This window comes from Promicromonospora sp. NPDC110617 (assembly GCF_055598465.1).
In genome coordinates, this window is sequence record NZ_JBVKBM010000009.1 from 22,771 (window position 1) to 42,135 (window position 19,365).

19 protein-coding genes are annotated in these 19,365 nt (G+C 73.1%); 15 read left to right on the forward strand and 4 right to left on the reverse strand.

The features are described from left to right. Nucleotides 1–36 precede the first annotated feature (36 nt). From ACZ7LE_RS28020 to ACZ7LE_RS28030, 3 genes are all read left to right on the forward strand, one after another. Nucleotides 37–1,440 (forward strand): amino acid permease, encoded by a 1,404-nt coding sequence (locus ACZ7LE_RS28020; RefSeq protein ID WP_470406481.1) that lies wholly within the window; start codon nt 37–39, stop codon nt 1,438–1,440. A gap of 75 nt (nt 1,441–1,515) precedes the next feature. Further along, nucleotides 1,516–2,691: a metallophosphoesterase family protein gene (locus tag ACZ7LE_RS28025; RefSeq protein ID WP_470406482.1), complete on the forward strand. Its 1,176-nt coding sequence runs from the start codon at nt 1,516–1,518 to the stop codon at nt 2,689–2,691. Nucleotides 2,692–2,735: 44 nt separating this feature from the next. Further along, a complete protein-coding gene (locus ACZ7LE_RS28030; protein WP_470406483.1) occupies nt 2,736–3,464 on the forward strand; it encodes an MOSC domain-containing protein in 729 nt (242 codons plus the stop codon). 158 nt (nt 3,465–3,622) lie between these two features. On the opposite strand, the gene ACZ7LE_RS28035 is transcribed toward ACZ7LE_RS28030, so the two are convergent. After that, on the reverse strand, nt 3,623–4,084 hold the full coding sequence (locus ACZ7LE_RS28035) for a DUF6194 family protein (RefSeq protein ID WP_470406484.1): 462 nt from the start codon (nt 4,082–4,084) through the stop codon (nt 3,623–3,625). A 42-nt stretch (nt 4,085–4,126) separates the two neighbouring features. Here ACZ7LE_RS28035 and ACZ7LE_RS28040 point away from each other — a divergent pair, with 42 nt between their 5' ends. Next, nucleotides 4,127–4,930: a MerR family transcriptional regulator gene (locus ACZ7LE_RS28040; protein ID WP_470406485.1), complete on the forward strand. Its 804-nt coding sequence runs from the start codon at nt 4,127–4,129 to the stop codon at nt 4,928–4,930. 69 nt (nt 4,931–4,999) lie between these two features. Here ACZ7LE_RS28040 and ACZ7LE_RS28045 read toward each other — a convergent pair whose 3' ends face one another. Together ACZ7LE_RS28045 and ACZ7LE_RS28050 are read right to left on the reverse strand one after the other, a co-directional pair. Beyond that, complete coding sequence (locus ACZ7LE_RS28045) at nt 5,000–5,491, reverse strand: PH domain-containing protein (RefSeq protein WP_470406486.1); 492 nt, start codon at nt 5,489–5,491, stop codon at nt 5,000–5,002. A gap of 46 nt (nt 5,492–5,537) precedes the next feature. Next, on the reverse strand, nt 5,538–6,239 hold the full coding sequence (locus ACZ7LE_RS28050) for a histidine phosphatase family protein (RefSeq protein WP_470406487.1): 702 nt from the start codon (nt 6,237–6,239) through the stop codon (nt 5,538–5,540). A 145-nt stretch (nt 6,240–6,384) separates the two neighbouring features. Between ACZ7LE_RS28050 and ACZ7LE_RS28055 the strand changes: the two genes are divergently transcribed. From ACZ7LE_RS28055 to ACZ7LE_RS28100, 10 genes are all read left to right on the forward strand, one after another. After that, nucleotides 6,385–7,374, forward strand: a complete 990-nt coding sequence (locus ACZ7LE_RS28055) for an AraC family transcriptional regulator (RefSeq protein WP_470406488.1) — start codon at nt 6,385–6,387, stop codon at nt 7,372–7,374. 82 nt (nt 7,375–7,456) lie between these two features. Further along, the gene (locus tag ACZ7LE_RS28060; protein ID WP_470406489.1) at nt 7,457–9,292 is read left to right on the forward strand and encodes an FAD-dependent oxidoreductase; all 1,836 of its coding nucleotides are present in this window, start codon (nt 7,457–7,459) and stop codon (nt 9,290–9,292) included. Beyond that, nucleotides 9,285–10,166, forward strand: coding sequence for a dioxygenase family protein (locus tag ACZ7LE_RS28065; protein ID WP_470406490.1), 882 nt, complete (start codon nt 9,285–9,287; stop codon nt 10,164–10,166). The genes ACZ7LE_RS28060 and ACZ7LE_RS28065 overlap by 8 nt, the downstream gene beginning before the upstream one ends. 151 nt (nt 10,167–10,317) lie before the next feature. Then, nucleotides 10,318–11,625 (forward strand): ABC transporter substrate-binding protein, encoded by a 1,308-nt coding sequence (locus ACZ7LE_RS28070; RefSeq protein ID WP_470406491.1) that lies wholly within the window; start codon nt 10,318–10,320, stop codon nt 11,623–11,625. After that, nucleotides 11,622–12,407 carry an ABC transporter ATP-binding protein gene (locus ACZ7LE_RS28075; protein ID WP_470406492.1) on the forward strand — a complete coding sequence of 262 codons (786 nt, stop codon included), beginning with the start codon at nt 11,622–11,624 and terminating at the stop codon, nt 12,405–12,407. The genes ACZ7LE_RS28070 and ACZ7LE_RS28075 overlap by 4 nt, the downstream gene beginning before the upstream one ends. Further along, a complete protein-coding gene (locus ACZ7LE_RS28080; RefSeq protein ID WP_470406493.1) occupies nt 12,404–13,165 on the forward strand; it encodes an ABC transporter ATP-binding protein in 762 nt (253 codons plus the stop codon). Before ACZ7LE_RS28075 ends, ACZ7LE_RS28080 begins: the two co-directional genes overlap by 4 nt. Beyond that, on the forward strand, nt 13,165–14,073 hold the full coding sequence (locus ACZ7LE_RS28085) for a branched-chain amino acid ABC transporter permease (protein WP_470406494.1): 909 nt from the start codon (nt 13,165–13,167) through the stop codon (nt 14,071–14,073). Before ACZ7LE_RS28080 ends, ACZ7LE_RS28085 begins: the two co-directional genes overlap by 1 nt. Continuing rightward, nucleotides 14,070–15,071, forward strand: coding sequence for a branched-chain amino acid ABC transporter permease (locus tag ACZ7LE_RS28090; protein WP_470406495.1), 1,002 nt, complete (start codon nt 14,070–14,072; stop codon nt 15,069–15,071). The genes ACZ7LE_RS28085 and ACZ7LE_RS28090 overlap by 4 nt, the downstream gene beginning before the upstream one ends. A 131-nt stretch (nt 15,072–15,202) precedes the next feature. Further along, nucleotides 15,203–15,343 (forward strand): hypothetical protein, encoded by a 141-nt coding sequence (locus ACZ7LE_RS28095; protein WP_377228178.1) that lies wholly within the window; start codon nt 15,203–15,205, stop codon nt 15,341–15,343. 481 nt (nt 15,344–15,824) lie between these two features. Beyond that, nucleotides 15,825–17,351: a class-II fumarase/aspartase family protein gene (locus ACZ7LE_RS28100; RefSeq protein ID WP_470406496.1), complete on the forward strand. Its 1,527-nt coding sequence runs from the start codon at nt 15,825–15,827 to the stop codon at nt 17,349–17,351. Nucleotides 17,352–17,365: 14 nt separating this feature from the next. On the opposite strand, the gene ACZ7LE_RS28105 is transcribed toward ACZ7LE_RS28100, so the two are convergent. After that, entirely contained in the window at nt 17,366–17,974 is a 609-nt protein-coding gene (locus ACZ7LE_RS28105; RefSeq protein ID WP_470406497.1) for a ribonuclease H family protein, read from the reverse strand. A gap of 130 nt (nt 17,975–18,104) precedes the next feature. On the opposite strand from ACZ7LE_RS28105, the gene ACZ7LE_RS28110 reads away from it, so the two are divergent. Beyond that, nucleotides 18,105–19,289: a VIT1/CCC1 transporter family protein gene (locus ACZ7LE_RS28110; RefSeq protein ID WP_470406498.1), complete on the forward strand. Its 1,185-nt coding sequence runs from the start codon at nt 18,105–18,107 to the stop codon at nt 19,287–19,289. The last annotated feature ends 76 nt before the right edge of the window (nt 19,290–19,365 follow it).

Sequence of the window (19,365 nt, forward strand, 5' to 3'; positions counted from 1 at the left end):
ACGAGTCTCTCACCGCCCGGGTTACCGTGGTCGGTCGTGAGCACCACCGACCACCAGACCGACCCCGCAGGCTCCGCCGTGCGCCCCGAACAACTGGCCCATGGCCTGCGCACACGCCACCTGACCATGATGGGCCTGGGCTCCGCGATCGGTGCGGGCCTGTTCCTCGGCTCCGGCCTCGGCATCGCCGCCGCGGGTCCGGCGGTCCTCGTGAGCTACGCCATAGCGGGCGCGATCGTGGTGCTCGTCATGCGGATGCTCGCCGAGATGGCGTCGGCGCTCCCGTCGAGCGGCTCGTTCTCCGTCTACGCGGAGGCCGCCCTCGGCCGCTGGGCCGGTTTCCTGCTGGGCTGGCTGTACTGGTTCACGATCGTCATGGTGCTCGGCGTCGAGGTGACCGGCGTCGCCGGGATCGTGCACGGCTGGTGGCCGGCGGTGCCGCAGTGGGCGGTCGCGGCCGCCGTCGTCGCGGTGTTCGGGGCGATCAACCTGGTGGGCGTGCGCCAGTTCGGGGAGGCCGAGTTCTGGTTCGCCACCGTCAAGGTCCTGGCGATCGTCGGCTTCCTCGTGCTCGGCGTGCTGATCGTCGTCGGCGTCGTGCCCGTGAGCGGCAGCGTGCTGGGGGAGTGGGCGTCCTACGGCGGGTTCGCCCCGGCCGGCCTGCCCGGCATCGCCGCCGGCCTGCTCACCGTCGTCTTCGCGTTCGGCGGTATCGAGATCGTCACGATCGCGGCCGCGGAGGCGCGCGACCCGCAGTCGGCGGTGGCGAGCGCCACCCGCACCATCCTGTGGCGCATCCTGTTCTTCTACGTCGGCTCGGTGGCGATCATGGTCGCCCTGATCCCGTGGACCGACGCCGCCCGGCTGGAGTCGCCGTTCGTGTCCGTGCTGGAGATGGCCGGGTTCGACGGCGCTGCGCGGCTCATGGAGGTCGTCGTCGTGCTCGCGCTGCTGAGCGCGTTCAACGCCAACGTGTACGCGACGTCCCGCATGTTGTTCTCGCTCGGCGGCCGCGGTGACGCCCCGGCGCTCGCGACCCGCGTCTCCCGCCGCGACGTCCCATGGGTCGCGGTGCTGGTCTCGGTGTTCTTCGGCGTCGTCGCGGTGCTGCTCAACTACCTGCTGCCGGAGTCGCTGCTCGGGGTGCTGCTCAACGCCGTCGGCTCGGCGCTGCTCGTGGTGTGGCTGCTGGTCGTCGTCTCGCAGCTCCGGCTGCGCCCGCGCCTGGAGGCCGCGGCGGCGGAGCGCGGCGAGACCCTGCGCCTGCGCGCCTGGGGCTACCCGTGGCTGTCGTGGGTCACGCTCGTGGCGCTCGTCGCGGTGGTGGGCCTCATGCTGTCCGACGCCGCCGCCCGGCCGCAGATCGCCGCGACCGCCGGCCTCGTGGTGCTGATCCTGGTGGTGTACGCGATCGCGCGGGCGCTGCGCCGCGTGCGGTAGGCGTTCAGCAGACCGTCACCGGGGGTCCATCCTGCGGTCGGGCGCCCGCCAGCGGGGCCCTCGATCGTCGTCGGCATGACTGAGCACACTGCCGACGGCGTCGACCGCCGGACCTTCCTGTCCCTGAGCAGCCTCGGCGCGGCGGGCGTCGCGACCGTAGCGGCCGCCGGCGGCGCCGCCCCGGCGGAGGCCGTCGAGCTGAGCCGGCACCCGCAGCGGTCGCTGCGGTTCGGCCGGGACGGCAAGTTCAAGATCGTCCAGTTCAACGACACGCAGGACGACGAGAAGATCGACCGGCGCACGCTGGAGCTCATGCGCGCGGTGCTCGACGACGAGCGGCCGGACCTCGTGATCCTCAACGGCGACAACATCACGGGCGGCTGCGACACCCCGCTGGAGATGCACCAGGCGATGAACAACGTGGTGCAGCCCATGGAGGAGCGCGCCGTCCCGTGGGCCATCACCTTCGGCAACCACGACGAGGACTCGACGCCGAACAGCGGCCTGGACGAGGCCGACATGCTGGCCTTCTACCGGTCCTACCGCTACAACGTGAACGGGCCGACGGCGCGCGGCGTCACCGGGCAGGGCAACTCGAACCTGCTGATCGAGGGGCGGGGCGGGCGTCCCGCGTTCAACATCTGGCTGCTCGACTCCGGGCGGTACGCGCCCGACACCCTCGCGGGCCAGGACTTCGACGGCTACCCCCACTGGGACTGGCTGCGCATGGACCAGGTGAAGTGGTACTACGACACGTCGGTGGAGGTGGAGCGCCGCGCGGGCCACGTGGTGCCGGCCCTCATGTTCATCCACATCCCCCTGTGGGAGTACCGGTTCATGTGGTTCGGCTCGGTGGACGGGCGCACGGACGCCGACCACGAGCGCGGCAGGGCCCGGCACCGCATCGAGGGGGAGCGCAACGAGGACGAGTGCCCGGGCCCGTTCAACTCCGGCATGTTCTCGGCGATCCAGCACCGGGGCGACGTCCGCGGCGTGTTCTGCGGCCACGACCACGTGAACACCTACTCGGGCGACTACTACGGCGTGCTGCTCGGGTACGCGGGGAACACCGGGTTCGGCACGTACGGGCTGGGCGGGGCCGAGCGCAACCGCCTGCGCGGCGCGCGGGTCTACGACCTCGACGAGTCGGTCGACGGCGTGCTGGCCGGGACCCGCATGCGGTTCGCCGGCGAGTACGGCATCGACCTGACGGCCGACGACCAGTGGATGGAGCCGCTCCCGCTGCCCTGACCGACACGTCGGAGGGAGCGGGGTGCGGATGAGAAAATGTGCGCATGGCTGAGCTCCTCGCGGTCTGTCGCGTCTACGTCCTGCACCCCGACCCCGGCACGGTGGGGGTCACGGCGATCGACAAGCGTCCCGTGGAGGGTCGCGTCAAGGTGCGGCCCTACGGCCTCTACGCCGACGTGCAGGCCGACCGCGCCAACCACGGCGGCCTCGACCAGGCGGTGTACGCCTACGCCCAGGAGGATGCCGACCACTGGTCCGCCGAGCTGGACCGGGAGGTCACGCCCGGGCTGTTCGGCGAGAACCTGCGGGTCAGCGGCCTCGACGTGAACGGCGCGGTGATCGGCGAGCGGTGGCAGGTCGGCTCGGCGCTGCTGGAGGTCACGCAGCCGCGCACGCCCTGCCAGACCTTCGGACGGCGGCTCGGCGAGCAGCGCTGGGTGCGCCGGTTCACGCAGGCCAACCGTACGGGTGCCTACCTGCGCGTGATCGAGAACGGCGAGCTCGGCGCAGGCGACACCGTCGACGTCGTGCACCACCCCCTGCACGGGGTGACCGTCGCGGACTGGTTCGGCGCGCAGTACGGCCTCGCCCGCGCGGCGGCCGGAGTCGGTCCGGCCGGAGCGGACTCGGCCGCCGCGGACGCGGCCGAACCCGAGACCCTGGAGGAGCTCGCGCAGCGGCTGCTCAACGCGCACGCCGCGGGCGAGATCCGGCTCAGTGTCGACATGCACCGCCGCAGCGAGCAGGCCGCGGCCCGCGCCGTCGTCGACTGACGGGTACCGCCCCGGTTCGCCTGCTTCCTCCTCCCGCCCTCCGGGGTGAACTATGCGCAGCCGGACGGGTAACGCTGACGTAGCACTGCTACCTCTCCGTTACCCACCCGGCTGCGCAAGCTTTCCCCCGGACCTTTCCGCGGCCGCGGCCCCTGGCGTCAGCGGCGACGCTCGAACCGGGTGCGTGCGGCGTCGTGCGCGTCGCGCAGGAGGGCGAGCACGAGGTCGGCGGTCGTAGGTCCGGGGTTGACGACGGACACCCAGCCGGCCGTCCCGTACACGGGGTGCGGCAGCACGACGTCGGCCGTGGCCGGATCCGCGGCTCCCGTGAGTCCTGCCTGCCGCGCCCGCCCGACGTGGATGTTCACCCGCCAGCGTCCGGCGGGGTCGAGGTCGGAGGCGGTGTCGTCCGGGTAGTTCTTGGTGACGATCGTCCCGTACGGCTGCACGTTCCGGGGCATCTGGCCGTCGGGGGCGTAGTAGAAGAACGCGTCGCCCCAGGCCAGGTCGGGAACGTCAGGGTCGCCGGCGGCGGGCGCGACGACGAGGGCGCCGTCGAGCTCGCGGACGGCGTCGATGATCTGCTCGATGGTCAGGCCGGTAGTGTGCTGAAGGTCCATGGTTCAAGCATCACCTTCAAGTGCTTCTGTGGGGTTGAGCGCATGACACCCGAGGAACCGCGGCCGCTCCGCACCGCCGACGTCGCGCGGGAGTCGGGCTGGTCCGTGCAGCAGGTCCGCGATCTGGAGCGGCTCGGCGTCATCCCGGCGGCCACCCGTGGGGCCAACGGCTACCGGTCGTACGGCCCGGTGCACGTCCGGGCGCTGCGCGCGTACCGGGGGCTGGCGAGCGCGGCAGGTCCGGTCGACGCGCGCCGCCTGCTCGCCGAGGCGCTCACCGGGAGCGTGGCCGACGCCGCCGCCGCGATCGGTGCCGTGCACGTCCGGCTGGCCCGGGACCGCGACGAGGCCCTCCGGGCACGGTCGGTGCTCGGCGCCATCCAGCGGGAGGCGATCGAGAGCGAGCGACCCGAGGCTGCCCCCGCGGGCGGCGCCGCACCGGCCGACCCGGCATCAGCCGACCCCGCCGACGTCCTGACGATCACGCAGCTCGCCGCCGCCCTCGGGGTGCGCACGTCCACGCTCCGGTTCTGGGAGCAGGAGGGGCTCGTTGCGCCGGAGCGCGTGACGTCGCTGCGCGCCCGGCAGTACGGGCCGGCCGCCGTCAACGAGGCACGCATCGTGGCGGCGCTGCGCGCCAGCGGCTACGGCGTCCCCGCCGTCCGCGACGTCGTCGTGATGCTGCGCCGCCTCCCCGGCGCCGACGAACTCCCGGGCGCGGACGAGGGGATCGCGCGGGCCGGGCAGATCCTGGACCGCCGCCTCGACCAGATCGCGACCCGCACGGTCGCGCTGCTCCGCGCGGGCACGGACCTGGCCGACCTGATCAACCCCCCACCCAGTTGAGTGCTGGATATCTGCGCTCCTGGCACACAGAAGAGCGCAAATACCCAGCACTCAACGAGGGGGGCGGCGTCAGTCGTCGCTGAGGAGCTTGCCCTGGCGGACCAGGTCCTGGAGGGTGCGCTGCACCTGCTCGACGTCGGGCACGTCGTCGAGCACCATGCCGGGCTGGTCCGTGCCGTCGGAGATCACGAGCGTGCCGCAGCCGAAGATCCGGTCGCTGAGCTGCTTCTCGAACGTGACGTTGTTGATCCGGTAGAGCGGGATGTCCCGGCCGGTCTGCGTCAGGATGCCGGTGCGCAGCGCGACGCGCTGGTTGGTGATGATGTAGCGCGTGGTGCGCCAGCGCAGGAACGGACCCGCGGAGGCGGCCAGGCCGAGCACCACGAGGATCGCCGTCGCGAACCACAGCACGATCGGGTCGACCGGCAGCGGCAGCACCCAGACGGCGATCAGGATCACGATCAGCAGCAGGAGCAGCAGGATCGGCTTGACGACCTTCTTCGGGTGAGTGCGGAGCTGCAACACGATGGTCTCGCCCTCGGCGAGGTGCTCTTCCCTCATGCCGCGAATACTGCCTTACTGCGCCTTTTGGATCTACTGGTTGGATCTATTGGGCGGCCAGGTTCCATCCCTCGATCGTGCGCAGGCTGTGCCCGTACCCCAGCAGGCAGACGGCGGCGGTGCCGAGCTCGAACCGGGCCCCGAGCCGCGGGTCGACGCCGAGCCACACCGTGGCGAGCACCCGCAGCAGGTGCCCGTGCGCCACGAGCAGCACGTCACCGCCGCTCTCCGGCCCCGGCCCCGCCCCCGCCAGCACCAGCTCGGCCCGGGCGATGACCCGCGCAGCGCGTACGGCGACCTGGTCCAGCGTCTCGCCCGGGCGACCGTCGCCGTGCTCGGCGGACGGCGGCAGCACCCGGACGCCGTCGTCGAAGATCTGGAAGTCGCGCCCCAGGATCTCCGAGACGTCGCGCGAGGTGCGGCCGTCGACCGGCCCGTAGTCCCACTCGGCGAGGTCCTCGTCGACGACGGCGCCGGGGTGTCCCGCGAGCTCCGCCGTCCGCCGCGCCCGGGTCCGCGGGGACGTGAAGACGGCCGCGAAGTCGTAGGCGGCCAGGGTCGCCCCCGCGGACCGGGCCTGCGCCTCGCCGGCCGCCGTGAGCGGCAGGTCGGTGCGCCCGGTGTGCTGCCCGCTCGCGCTCCACTCGGTCTCGCCGTGCCGGAGCAGCACGAGCTGCGGGTCGCGCGTGGGCCGCAGGGCGGGGGGCCGGGCCGCGGCGGGCTGGGTCGGCAACGTGTCGTCGGACATGGGACGAGCATCCTGCGTCCGGCGGCCGAGCGCACCCCTGTCCGCCGCCAGCGGCTCTGACCTGGGCGAACACGCCACGGACAACACGCCGGTCGAGGGTGAGGAATCCTGGTGCGCGCCGGGCGCTGCACCTACTGTGGGGCCCGTGAGTCGTGCCACACCGGCGTCGCGCGGCGCCGTCGACCGCTTCTCCACGCGAGGCCTGCCCGCGGCGCGGCGGATCGAGCTGTGGGAGGAGCACAACGCCGACGCCCTGGTGGCGTTGCAGTGCCGCATGCTCGAGGACGACTCGGCGCTGGAGGCCTCCGAGGCGAACCTCCAGCTCGACCGGCTGCACCTGGCGCACGTCGAGGCCAACCCGCACGCCGTGGAGCGCACGGCCCGCACGGTCCGCACGCGCCCCACGGAGTCCGTGGCCCTCTACTTCACGCTCCGGGGCGAGGCGTTCTTCTATCACGACGACGGCGTCCGCCGGCTGCGGCCCGGCCAGCTCCTGGTGTGCGACGCCGACCGGCCTTTCCTGCGCGGCTTCTCCCAGGGGCTGGAGGAGCTGGCGGTCAAGGTGCCGTACGACGTGTTCCGCTCGGCGGGCGGCACCATGCCGCGCACCGCGCAGGTGATCGAGTTCGGCACGCCCTCTCCGGCGGCGGGCGGCAACGCCCACGCCGCGGCGCTCGCCGAGCTGGTCGCCCGTGCCGTGGGTCCCGCCGGCGACGGCTCGGCCGACGAGGCTGCCGTGCTCGACCTCGTCACCGCCGTGCTGGTCCGGCCGGAGGTGCCCGGGGCGCAGGCCGCGGGCGCGCACTTCGCCGCGGCCGAGCGGTACGTGCGGCAGTGGCTGCGCGACCCGACCATGTCGGCCCGCCGCATCGCCGACGCGATCGGCCTGAGCGAGCGGCAGCTCTCGCGGGTGCTCGCCGAGCACGGCACGAGCGTGCCGCGCCTGGTCGCGCGGCGGCGCGTGGAGATGGCGAGCCGGATGCTGCGCATGCCGTCGTACGCGGAGCAGACCGTCGAGGCGATCGGCCGGCGCTGCGGCTTCTCGTCGGCCGCGCAGTTCTCGCGCGTCTTCCGCGAGCAGGCGGGCATGTCGCCGTCCGAGGCCCGGAGGTACGCGCTCGCCGCGCGCCGCTGAGCACGCACCCCGTCTTGATGATTTCCGCCGACTTTCATGGCCGACCCTTTTCCCAGGTCGGAGCGCGCGACACCCTGTGCGCATGCCTGAGTTCGACGACGGTCAGACCGAGACCGCACTGCCCAGCACCGCCACCGGCGCGACACCGGAGGGGCACGGCACGGTGGTCGAGACCGACGTGCTGGTCGTGGGCTCCGGCCCGGCCGGCGCGTCCGCGGCGCTCTTCCTGTCCAGCCTGGGGATCAGCAACATCATGATCACCAAGTACCGCTGGACCGCGAACACGCCCCGCGCGCACATCACCAACCAGCGGACCATCGAGATCTTCCGCGACCTGGGCATCGAGGACCAGGTGCTCGCGGACGCGACGCCGCACGAGCTCGTGGGCGACACGGTCTTCTGCACGACGATCGCGGGCGAGGAGATCGGCCGCATCCTCACCTGGGAGACCCACCCGGCCCGCGAGGCGGACGCACGGCTGGCCTCGCCGTCGCTCACGGTCGACATCCCGCAGACGTACCTCGAGCCGATCCTGGTGAAGAACGCGACCCAGCGCGGCACCCAGTCGCGGTTCTCGACGGAGTACCTGGGCCACACGCAGGACGCCGACGGCGTGAGCACCCGCGTGCTCGACCGCGTCACCGGCACCGAGTACACGATCCGCTCCAAGTACCTGATCGGCGGCGACGGCGCCCGCTCCCAGGTGGCCGCGGACATCGGCCTGCCCATGGAGGGCGCGATGGACATCGCCGGCTCCATGAACATCACGTTCAAGGCCGACCTCACGCACCTCGTGGGGCACCGCCCGTCCGTCCTGTACTGGGTGCTGCAGCCTGGCTCCGACGTCGGCGGCATCGGCGCGGGCCTGGTCCGCATGGTCCGGCCGTGGAACGAGTGGCTCATCGTCTGGGGCTACGACATCGCCGGCGAGCCGCCGCAGCTCGACGACGCCGCGGCGACCGAGATCGTGCGCCAGCTCGTGGGCGTCGAGGACCTGGACGTCGAGATCACGGGCTACTCGCTGTGGGGCAACAACCAGATGTACGCGACGCACCTCCAGCAGGGGCGCGTCTTCTGTGCGGGCGACGCGGTGCACCGGCACCCGCCGAGCAACGGCCTGGGCTCGAACACCTCGGTCCAGGACTCGTACAACCTGGCGTGGAAGATCGCGGCCGTGCTGAACGGCCAGGCGGATCCGTCGCTGCTGGAGACCTACTCGGCCGAGCGTGCGCCCGTCGCCGAGCAGATCGTGCTGCGCGCCAACAAGTCGGGCGGCGAGTTCCGGTTCATGGAGGTGCTCGGGGTCCTGGACGCCGAGACGCCGGAGGCGATGCAGGCCGCGATCGACGAGCGCAAGGCGAACACCCCGGCCGGTGCGGCCAAGCGCGCGGCGCTCGTGGAGGCGATGGACCTCAAGCACTACGAGTTCAACGCGCACGGCGTGGACATGGGCCAGTTCTACACGTCGGCGGCGGTCGTCCCCGACGGTTCTCCTCAGCCTGTGGACGAGCGCGACCCCGAGCTGTACTACAAGCAGTCCACGGTCCCGGGCGCGCGCTTCCCGCACGTCTGGGTGGCCGACGTCGACGGGCACAAGCGCTCGACGCACGACCTGGTCCCGTACGGGCAGTTCACGCTGGTGACCGGCATCGCGGGTGAGGCCTGGGCCGACGCCGCCGCGAAGGTCGCCGAGGAGCTCGGCGTGCCGCTGGAGGCCGTCGTCATCGGGCCGGGCCGCGAGGTCATCGACACCTACTACGACTGGGCGAAGATGCGCGGCGTCGAGGAGTCGGGCGCGATCCTGGTGCGCCCCGACGCGCACGTGGCGTGGCGCGCCCAGACCCTGGCCGACGACCCGGCGGGAGCGCTGGGCGACGCCCTGCGGTCGGTCCTCGGACGGAGCTGTCAGGATGACTGAGCCGGACGCCGAGCAGTCCGCACGCGAGCAGGAGCTGGTCGACCGGGTCGCGGCGTCCTTCGCGGGCGCCGACGACGCGCGGCTGACGGCCGTCCTGCAGTCCCTGACCCGGCACCTGCACGCGTTCCTGCGTGAGGTGCGGCTCACCGAGGACGAGTGGAACCGGGGGATCGAGTTCCTCACCGCCGCGGGGCACATCACCGACGACAAACGGCAGGAGTTCATCCTGCTGTCCGACGTCCTGGGCGCCTCCATGCAGACCATCGCCATCAACAACGCGGCGTACCAGAACGCGACGGAGGCCACGGTCTTCGGCCCGTTCTTCGTGGACGACGCGCCGCGCATCGAGAACGGCGGCGACATCGCGGGCGGCGCGACCGGGCAGCCCTGCTGGGTCGAGGGCACGGTCACCGACACGGCGGGCCGCCCTGTGCCCGGCGCACGCATCGAGGTGTGGGAGGCGGACGAGGACGGCTTCTACGACGTCCAGTACGGCGACGAGCGCACCGCGGGCCGCGCGCACCTCTACTCGGCCGACGACGGCGGGTACCGCTTCTGGGGCGTCACGCCCACGCCGTACCCGATCCCGCACGACGGGCCGGTCGGCGCGCTGCTCGCGGCGTCGGGCCGCTCGCCCCTGCGCGCCGCACACCTGCACTTCATGGTGACGGCGCCCGGGCTGCGCACGCTCGTGACCCACATCTTCGTGCGCGGCGACGAGCTGCTCGCGTCGGACTCGGTGTTCGGCGTCAAGGACTCGCTCGTCATGGACTTCGAGGAGCAGCCCGCGGGCACGCCGACGCCCGACGGCCGCGCGGTCGACGGCACGTGGGCCCGCACCCGCTTCGACGTCGTCCTCGCCCCGGCCGACTGACCCACCCACGCGACCGCACCACCCGCACCACCGGAACCACCAGCACCAAGCACCACCGGCAAGCCGCAATCCCGTGTCAGACGCACAGGTCACCCCGGTGACCTGTGGGTCTGACAACCAGAGGCTCGACGACAGACTTGGAGTGACGACGATGGTTGGCAACGGACGGTTCCTGAACACGCGGACGCTGGTGGTGTGCGCGTCGACGGCAGCGCTGGCGGGCGCCCTGACGGGCTGCGGCGACGTGGGCGGCGGCACGGTCGGCGGCGGCGGGGACGACGACGTCCTGAAGATCGGCTTCGTCTCGACCGAGACGGGCTCGTCGGCGCCGTTCGGCGAGGCCAACACCTACGTGATCGAGTCCATGGAGCAGTGGTTCGCCGACAACCCGGTCACCGTCGACGGCACCGAGCAGTCCGTCGAGATCATCGTGAAGGACTCGCAGTCCGACTCCGCCCGCGCGGGCGAGGTGGCGGCCGAGCTGATCAACGGCGACGGCGTCGACCTGGTGCTCACGTCGTCCACGCCGGACATCACCAACCCTGTCTCGGAGCAGTGCGAGGCCAACTCCGTCCCGTGCATCTCGACGGTCGCGCCCTGGCAGCCGTTCGCGATCCGGGAGGGTGACCAGCCCGCCGACCTCAGGTACAGCTACCACGCGTTCTGGGGCCTGGAGGACGTGTCCGCGGTGTACGCGGACATCTGGAGCCAGGTGGACACCAACCAGAAGGCGGCCGGCCTGTTCCCGAACGACCCGGACGGGCAGGCGTGGAGCGCCAACTTCCCGGCCCTCACGCAGGACACCGGCGTCACGATCGACGACCCCGGCCTGTACCCGAACGGCACCCAGGACTTCTCGGCGCAGCTCTCCGCGTTCGAGGGCCACGACATCCTGGTCGGTGTGCCGATCCCGCCGGACTTCACCACGTTCTGGCAGCAGGCCGGCCAGCAGGGCTACCGGCCCAAGGTGGCGACGATCGGCAAGGCCCTGCTGTTCCCGTCGTCGGTCGAGGCGCTCGGCAACGCGGGCGACGGCCTCACCTCCGAGGTCTGGTGGCACCCGACGGCGCCGTTCACCTCGTCGCTGACCGGGCAGACCGCGCAGGAGCTGGCCGACCAGTACGAGACGGATACGGGCAAGCAGTGGACGCAGCCCCTCGGGTTCGCCGAGGCCCTGTTCGAGATCACGGTCGCCGCCGTCCAGGAGGCCGGCTCCACCGAGCCGGAGGCGATCACCGAGGCCCTCTCCACGCTGGAGGTCTCCACCGTGGTGGGCGACATCGCCTGGGGCGTCGACGACAGCGTGCCGCCCTACGTGGCCAAGACCCCGCTGGTCGGCGGCCAGTGGCGCCTGGCCGACGGCGCGGACGAGGGCAAGAACCCCTACGAGCTCGTGGTGGTCTCCAACACGCTGGCCCCGGAGATCCCGACGGGCGGCGAGGTCGAGCCGCTCCGGTGACCGAACCCCTGCTCCAGGTGACCGGCGTCGCCAAGCGTTTCGGCCGGGTGGTCACGGCCCGCGACGTGTCGTTCGAGGTGTCGGCCGGCGAGGCCCTGGGCCTCGTCGGCCCGAACGGCGCGGGGAAGACCACCCTGCTCGACGTCGTCGCGGGCACCCTGCGGGCCGACGCCGGGACCGTGACGCTGGACGGCCAGGACGTCACCCGGCTCGGCGCGGCGGCTCGTGCCGACCGGGGCGTCGCCCGCTCGTACCAGGTGCCGCGCCCCTTCGCGGGGCTGACCGTGTACGAGAACGTGCTGGTCGGGGCCTCCTTCGCCGGACGACGGCACGGCGGCGCCGGCGCGCGCGGCGCGGCCGCCGACACCCGCGCCCGGGCCTGGCACGCGCTCGAGGTGACGGACCTGACCGGGGCGGCCGACACGCCGTCGGGCAGCCTGCGCCTGCTGGACCGCAAGCGGCTGGAGGTCGCGCGGGCCCTCGCGACCGGGCCGCGCCTGCTCCTGCTGGACGAGATCGCGGGCGGTCTCACCGACCGCGAGCTGCCGCAGGTCGTGGACCTCGTCCGCCGCCTGCGGGACGACGGCGTCGCCGTGGTCTGGATCGAGCACGTGCTGCACGCGCTGCTCGACGTCGTGGACCGCCTGCTGTGCCTCGCCGCCGGCGAGGTGATCGCGCAGGGCGACCCGCACGAGGTGATCCGCAGCCCGCAGGTGGTCGAGGTGTACCTGGGCTCCACCGTCGACTCGGTGCCCGCCGCTCTGCCGGGAGAGCCGGCATGAGCGTCCTGGAGGTCACCGGCCTGGAGGTCCGGTACGGCGACCTGCTCGCCGTCGACGGCGTCGGGCTGACCCTCGCCGAGGGGGAGACGCTCGCCGTGCTGGGCGCCAACGGCGCCGGCAAGTCCACGCTGCTCGCGGCGCTCGCGGGCACCCACCTGCCCACGGCGGGCACCGTGCTGCTCGACGGCGCCCCGGTCACGCGGGTGCCCGCGCACCGGCGGGTGCGGCGCGGCATCGCGCTCGTGCCGGAGGGGCGGCGCCTGTTCCCGTCGCTCACCGTCGAGGAGAACCTGCTCGTGGGCCGCTACCCGCGGCGGCCCGGGCCGTGGGACCTGCGCGCCGTGTACGACGTGTTCCCGCACGTCGCCGAGCTGCGGGACCGGCGCGCCGGCGTGCTGTCCGGTGGGCAGCAGCAGGCCGTCGCGATCGGCCGGGCCCTCCTGACCAACCCGCGCGTGCTGCTGCTCGACGAGGTGTCGCTCGGGCTCGCGCCGTCCGTCGTCACCCGGATCTACGACGCCGTCCGCCGCATCACGACGGAGGGCACCACGGCCCTCGTCGTCGAGCAGGACCTGGACCAGGCGCTGCGCGTGGCCGACCGCGTCCAGTGCCTCCTGGGTGGGCGCACCGTGCTGGAGGCCCCCGCCGCGGGCCTGGACCGCGAGACCGTGGCGGACGCCTACTTCGGCATCGCCCCCGGCCCGACCCCCGCGCCCGGCCCCACCCCGACCCCCGCCCCGAGACCCACGGAGGTCTGATGGACTGGCTCAACGCCGGCGTGCAGGGCGTGCTGCTCGGCGGGCAGTACGCCCTGCTGGCCTGCGGCCTCTCGCTGATCTTCGGCGTGATGCGCATCGTCAACCTGGCGCACGGTGTGCTCGCGGTGCTCGCCGCCTACCTGTCGCTGGTCCTGGTCCAGCAGGGCCTGCCCCTGTGGCTCGCGGTCGCCGTGGTGGTGCCGGTGTTCGCGGCGCTCGGGTACGCGGTGCAGCGCGGGCTGTTCAACCCGGCCCTCGCGCAGGTGCGGGGCGGCGCCGACGGCCGCGCGCGAGGCGCGGGCGGCGCGGGCGACCTCGCGCCGCTGCTGGTGTCGTTCGGCGTCGCCGTGGCACTGACCAGCCTGCTCCAGGAGGTGTTCAGCGCGGACACCCGCACGATCCCCACGGGCGACCTCGCCTCGGCGGGCGTGCCGCTCGGCCCGCTCTCGGTGGGCCTGCTGCCGCTGATCACCCTGGTCGTGGCTGCCGCCGTGATCGCCGGGGTCCAGGTCTTCCTGGCGCGCACGGCCATGGGCCGCGCCATGCGCGCGGTCGCCGACGACGCCGGGGCCGCCGCGATGTACGGCGTCGACCCGAGGCACACCTACGCCGTGGCGACGGCCCTCGCGTTCGCCACGCTGGCGCTCGCGGGCGTGTTCGTCGGCATGAGCACGCAGTTCTCGCCGGGCTACGGCGACCTCGTGCTGCTGTTCGCGTTCGAGGCGGTGATCATCGGCGGGCTCGGGTCGCTGTGGGGCACGCTCCTGGGCGGCATCGTGCTGGGTGTCGCGCAGACCGTCGGCGCCCAGATCGACCCGCAGTCCGGGGTGCTCGCCGGGCACCTCGTCTTCCTCGCCGTGCTGGTGGTCCGGCCCGGCGGCCTGCTGCCGAGGAGCGTGCCGGCATGAGCGCGCCGGACACGGCCGTGGTGCCGACGATCACGCGGGGCGGCCGCGGCTCCCTGATCGGGGGCGGGGTGCTCCTGCTCGTCGTCGTGCTCCTCGCCGCCGTCGTCCCCTACGTCGTGACCCTCGGGGCGCTGTCCAGCCTGGTCATGCTCTTCGCCCTCGTGATACTCGGTACCACCTGGAACCTGCTCGCCGGGTACGGCGGCATGGTGAGCGTGGGCCAGCAGGCGTACGTGGGCGTGGGCGGGTACGCCCTGATCCAGCTCGCCGACGTCGTCGGCGCCCCGCCGTGGGCCGCCGTCCTGGCGGCCGGCCTCGTGGGCGCCGCGCTCGCCCTGCCCACGAGCTACCTGGTGTTCCGCCTCGCGGGCGGATACTTCGCGATCGGCACCTGGGTGGTGGCCGAGGTGTTCCGCCTCGTCACGATGCAGATCGACGGCCTCGGGGGCGGCGGCGGGCTGTCCCTGAGCGCGTTCCGCGGCACCGACCGGGTCGTCCGCGTGGCCTTCGTGTACTGGTTCGCGCTGGCGCTCGTGGTCGCCGTCGTGCTCGGGACCTACCTGCTCATGCGGTCCCGCGTGGGACTCGGGCTCACGGCGATCCGCGACGACCGCGTCGCGGCGAGCAGCCTGGGCGTGGCCGTGGACCGGGGCCGCCGCATCGTCTACGTCGCGGGGTCGGCCGGGGCCGCCCTCGCGGGCGCGCTGATCGCGCTGAGCACGCTCGGCGTCACCCCGGGGTCGATCTACTCCGTGAACTGGACGGCGGCGATGATCTTCATCGTCGTGGTCGGTGGCATCGGCACCATCGAGGGCCCGATCGTGGGGGCCGTCCTCTACTGGGTGCTGCAGCAGGCCCTCGCGCCGCTGGGCACCTGGTACCTGGTGGTGCTCGGCGTGGTGGCGGTGGCCGTGGTGCTTCTCGCGCCGCGCGGGCTGTGGGGGCTGGTGGCAGGGCGGTTCCAGCTCTTCCCCACGACGTACCGGGTGCGGATCTGACGGCGCGGTGAGGCCGACGTCACAGCTGCTTCAGTCGACGCGCGACTCGGTATCAACGAGGATGGATGATCCGCAGACCAGCGGGTGAACCACGTGCAGCGTAGCCGTAAGCCTGCACCGGAGGAGGACCCATGACGGACGCCGACGACGCCCAGTACCACTCCATCGCCAACCCTCGCCGGACCACGCTCATGCACCGGAGCGTGACCGACACGTACGGGTCCCAACACGAGGAACGCGAGACGCCGGCCGACGACGCCGCCGCGGGCTGACCGCGCAGCTGCTCGTCCCGAGCGCTGGTGCCCACGACGGAGGGCCCGGCCGCACGCCACGTCGTGGCGCACGCGGCCGGGCCCTCTGCGTCGTCCGGGCGGCCGAGGTCCGGTCGCCGTCGTCCCGCGATGCGAGACGCCGCAAAGTTCACCCGCACCCGCCCGAAGGCCTGGTCCGGGGCCAGGCGTCACCGAAAATTCATGTGACGGACCTCACTCCCGTTACATTCTGGAAACACTTCCGCTAGCCTGGGGCGCGCATCCTCTCCCACAATTCGGTAGAGCAAGGCAGTACGGCGAGTCGATGCAGGCGCATGAAGCACAGCGAGTTCGGCACGGTGAGCAGGCGGGCTAGGTCCCGCGGCGGCCGGTACGACGTGGAACAGGGAACTCGCCGGCGGCCTGACCCCGAGACGGGGTACGGGCCCAGCAGAGCACGTCCAGTCACGTACGACACAAGAACCGAGTGGGGTTACCAGGGATGAATGGCGAATCGATTCGACACTTCACGGACGGACGCGTTCCCGACGCCGGGATCGCGCACCTCTTCAGCGTCGAGAACCGATTCCAGGCGCGCCTCGACGTCGAGGCCGCACTCGCGCTCGCCGAGGCCGAGATCGGCCTGATCCCGGAGCCGGCCGGTGAGACGATCGCCCGGGCCGCGCAGATCGAGAAGCTGGACCTCGACCGCGTGGCGGCGGAGACGGCGTCCGCCAGCCACCCCCTGATGCCGCTCATCGAGGAGTTCGCCCGCGTGGTCGGGCGCCAGTACGGCGGCTGGGTGCACTGGGGCGCCACGACGCAGAACATCACGCAGACGGCGGACGTGCTCGTGCTGCGCGACGCGCACCGGGCGGTCAAGGACCTGCTCGCCAAGGTGCTGCGCGGCATGTCCAAGCAGGCGGAGGCCTCCGCGGCGGTGCCGATGGCCGGCCGCACGCACAGCCAGCACGCGGTGCCGGTCACGTTCGGCTTCAAGGTCGCCGTGTGGATCGACGAGCTCACGGCGCACACCGACCGGCTCGAGCGCCTCGAGGACCGGCTCTTCCGGGTGCTCATGGGCGGCGCCGTCGGCACGTTCGCGTCGTTCGGTCCCGCGGGGCGCGAGGTCGAGCGCCGGGTCGCCAACCACCTCGGGCTCGGCACCATGCCCGTCCCGTCGCGCGCGATCAACGACGGCATCGTCGAGCTGGTGCTCGTCCTCGGCCAGGTCGCCGGCACGGCCGGCAAGATCGGCAAGGACATCTACTCGATGATGCAGCCGGAGTTCGGCGAGGCGTTCGAGCCCATCCCGGAGGGCACCGTCGGCAGCTCGACGATGCCTCACAAGCGCAACCCGCAGCTCGCCCTCGACCTGCTGTCGATGAGCGCCCAGCTGCGCGCCCTCGCGGCGCCCGCGCTGGAGTCGATGCAGCACGACCACGAGGCGAACGGCGGCATGACCGACCTCCTGGAGTCGACGGTCTCCCGCGCCACCGTCCTGGCCGGCGACATCCTGACCCGCCTGGACGTGATCCTGGACGGCCTGGAGCTGGACGAGCAGCGGATGCGTGCCAACCTGGCGCTGAGCGAGGGCCTCATCGGCTCGGAGTCGCTCATGATGGAGCTGGGCGAGCGCATCGGCCGGCAGAAGGCGCACGAGGTCGTGTACGAGGTGGCGCAGGAGTCCGCCGTGGGCGACGTGCAGTTCCTCGACCTGCTGGTGCGGAACGCGACCGTCAGCGCGTACTTCGACCGGGACGAGATCTGCCGCCTGATCGACCCGAGCGCGTACCTCGGCGAGAGCATCACCATCGCGCACGACATGGCGCAGCACGCCCGTGCGGTGGCCGACCGGCTCGAGTTCAGCGCCCGGACGGCCAAGCCGGTCCCGCTCTTCGTCCGGGAGGCGGCCGACGAGCCCGCCGACGAGGCGGACACCGGGGACGACATCGCCCGCCCGGTCGACGACCGCAGGGTCGCCGCGGCGGCGCGGACCCCGGAGGAGCTCCTGCTCGTCGGTCTGTAGGTCCTGCTCGCCTGCTAGAAGAGGGTGCCTGACTCCCAGGTACGGCCGGCGCCGGTCACGACCGGCGTCGGCCGTGTCACGGGCGGCGTGCCCTCGCGGGCCTCGACGGTGAGGCTCCCGTCCCGCAGCTCGGCGTCGGGGATCATCCCGGCGTCCGGCACCAGCATCTCGCCGACGCCGCCGCGTCCCGCGGCCCACTCCTCCGCCGCGAACCCGGCGAGCTGGTCGACCCGCTCGTTGTACGGGTTGCCCACGTGACCCCGCACCCAGTGGAACCGGACGGGGCCGGTGCGCTCGGTGACGGCGCGGTCGATGTCCTGCACGAGGCCGACGTTCGGCACGGGCTCGCCGGCGGGGGAGCGCCAGCCGTTGCGCTTCCACCCCTCGGACCACTCGGACACGGACCGCACGGCGTACTGCGAGCCGGACTCCACGAGCAGCGGCTCGCTGCCGGGGTGCGCGTCGATGGCGCGGAGCAGAGCTGAGAGTGCGGCGACCTGATCGTTGCCCTGGGCCGCGCCGCCCGAGTCGAACTGCCCGCCCGCGTGGTTGATCCACGCCCATCCGATCGCGCCGCCCGGCGCGGCCGACCCGTGCGTGCTGACGATGATCACGGCGTCCATTGTGCATCCTTCTGCCCGAGAATCCGGACGCCTGGCCGCGGGTGGACGCCGTTCGAGAGTTCGGCACGGCGAAACCGAGGCCAAGGGCCTACGAAACCCATGACCGGCGATCCACGGGCATGATGACTGTGTGCCTCACGTACCTTCCGGCCCCGCCCGTCGCCCGTCCGGCGGCACACCCACGCCCGAGCAGCGCGCCCAGGGGCTGCACCCCTCGCGCCCCCGGACCCGCGCCGACATCCGGCGATGGCGCCGGCTGCTCGCCGACGAGCGGGCCGAGGCGGCGGTCTACCGCGACCTGGCGGGCCGGCGGACCGGGGAGGAGCGGGAGATCCTGCTCGCGCTCGCGCGGGCGGAGAAGCGGCACGAGTCGCACTGGCTCGACCTCCTGGGTGCCGACGTCGGCGCGCCCGTGCGCGGCGACCTGCGGACCCGCGGCCTCGGCTTCCTGGCCCGCCGGTTCGGCGGCGTCTTCGTGCTGGCGCTCGCCCAGCGGGCCGAGGCCCGGTCCTCGTACGCGCACGACGCGGACGCCACCGAGACGATGGCGGCCGACGAGCAGATCCACGAGGAGGTGGTGCGGGCGCTGGCCACCCGCGGCCGCAACCGGCTGTCGGGCACGTTCCGCGCCGCGGTCTTCGGGGCGAACGACGGGCTCGTGTCGAACCTCGCGCTGGTGCTCGGCATCGGCGCCTCCGGCGTCGCGACGAGCACCGTGCTGCTGACCGGGCTCGCGGGCCTCCTCGCGGGCGCGCTGTCGATGGGCGCCGGCGAGTTCGTGTCGGTGCGTTCGCAGCGGGAGCTGCTCGAGGCGTCGTCCCCGTCGCCCACCGCCGACGACGCGCTGCCCCACCTCGACGTCGACGCGAACGAGCTCGCGCTCGTGTACCGGGCGCGGGGCATGGCTGGCGAGGAGGCGACGGCGCGCGCCGACGCCGTGCTCGCGCGGCTCGCCGTGGCGCCCTCGACGGGCGGGCTGCTCCTGGAGCCCGCCGCGGAGAGCGGACCCGACACCGACGTCGACGACCTGGAGACGCACGGGACGGCGTGGGGCGCGGCGGTGTCGTCCTTCCTGTTCTTCGCGTCGGGCGCCGTCGTCCCGGTGCTGCCGTACCTCTTCGGGCTCGACGGGCTCACCGCGGTCGTCGTCGCGACCGTGCTGGTCGGGATCGCGCTGCTGGTGACGGGCGCCGTCGTGGGTCTGCTGTCGGGCACCTCCCCGCTCACCCGGGCACTGCGGCAGATCGCGATCGGGCTCGGCGCGGCCGCCGCCACCTACGTCCTCGGGCTGGTGTTCGGGGCCACCGTCGGGTGATCCCGGAGAGTTCACCCGCCCGGATCGGGCACCCTGCGCATCGCCCGTGATGCCCTGGAATGACCGGGATATCGCG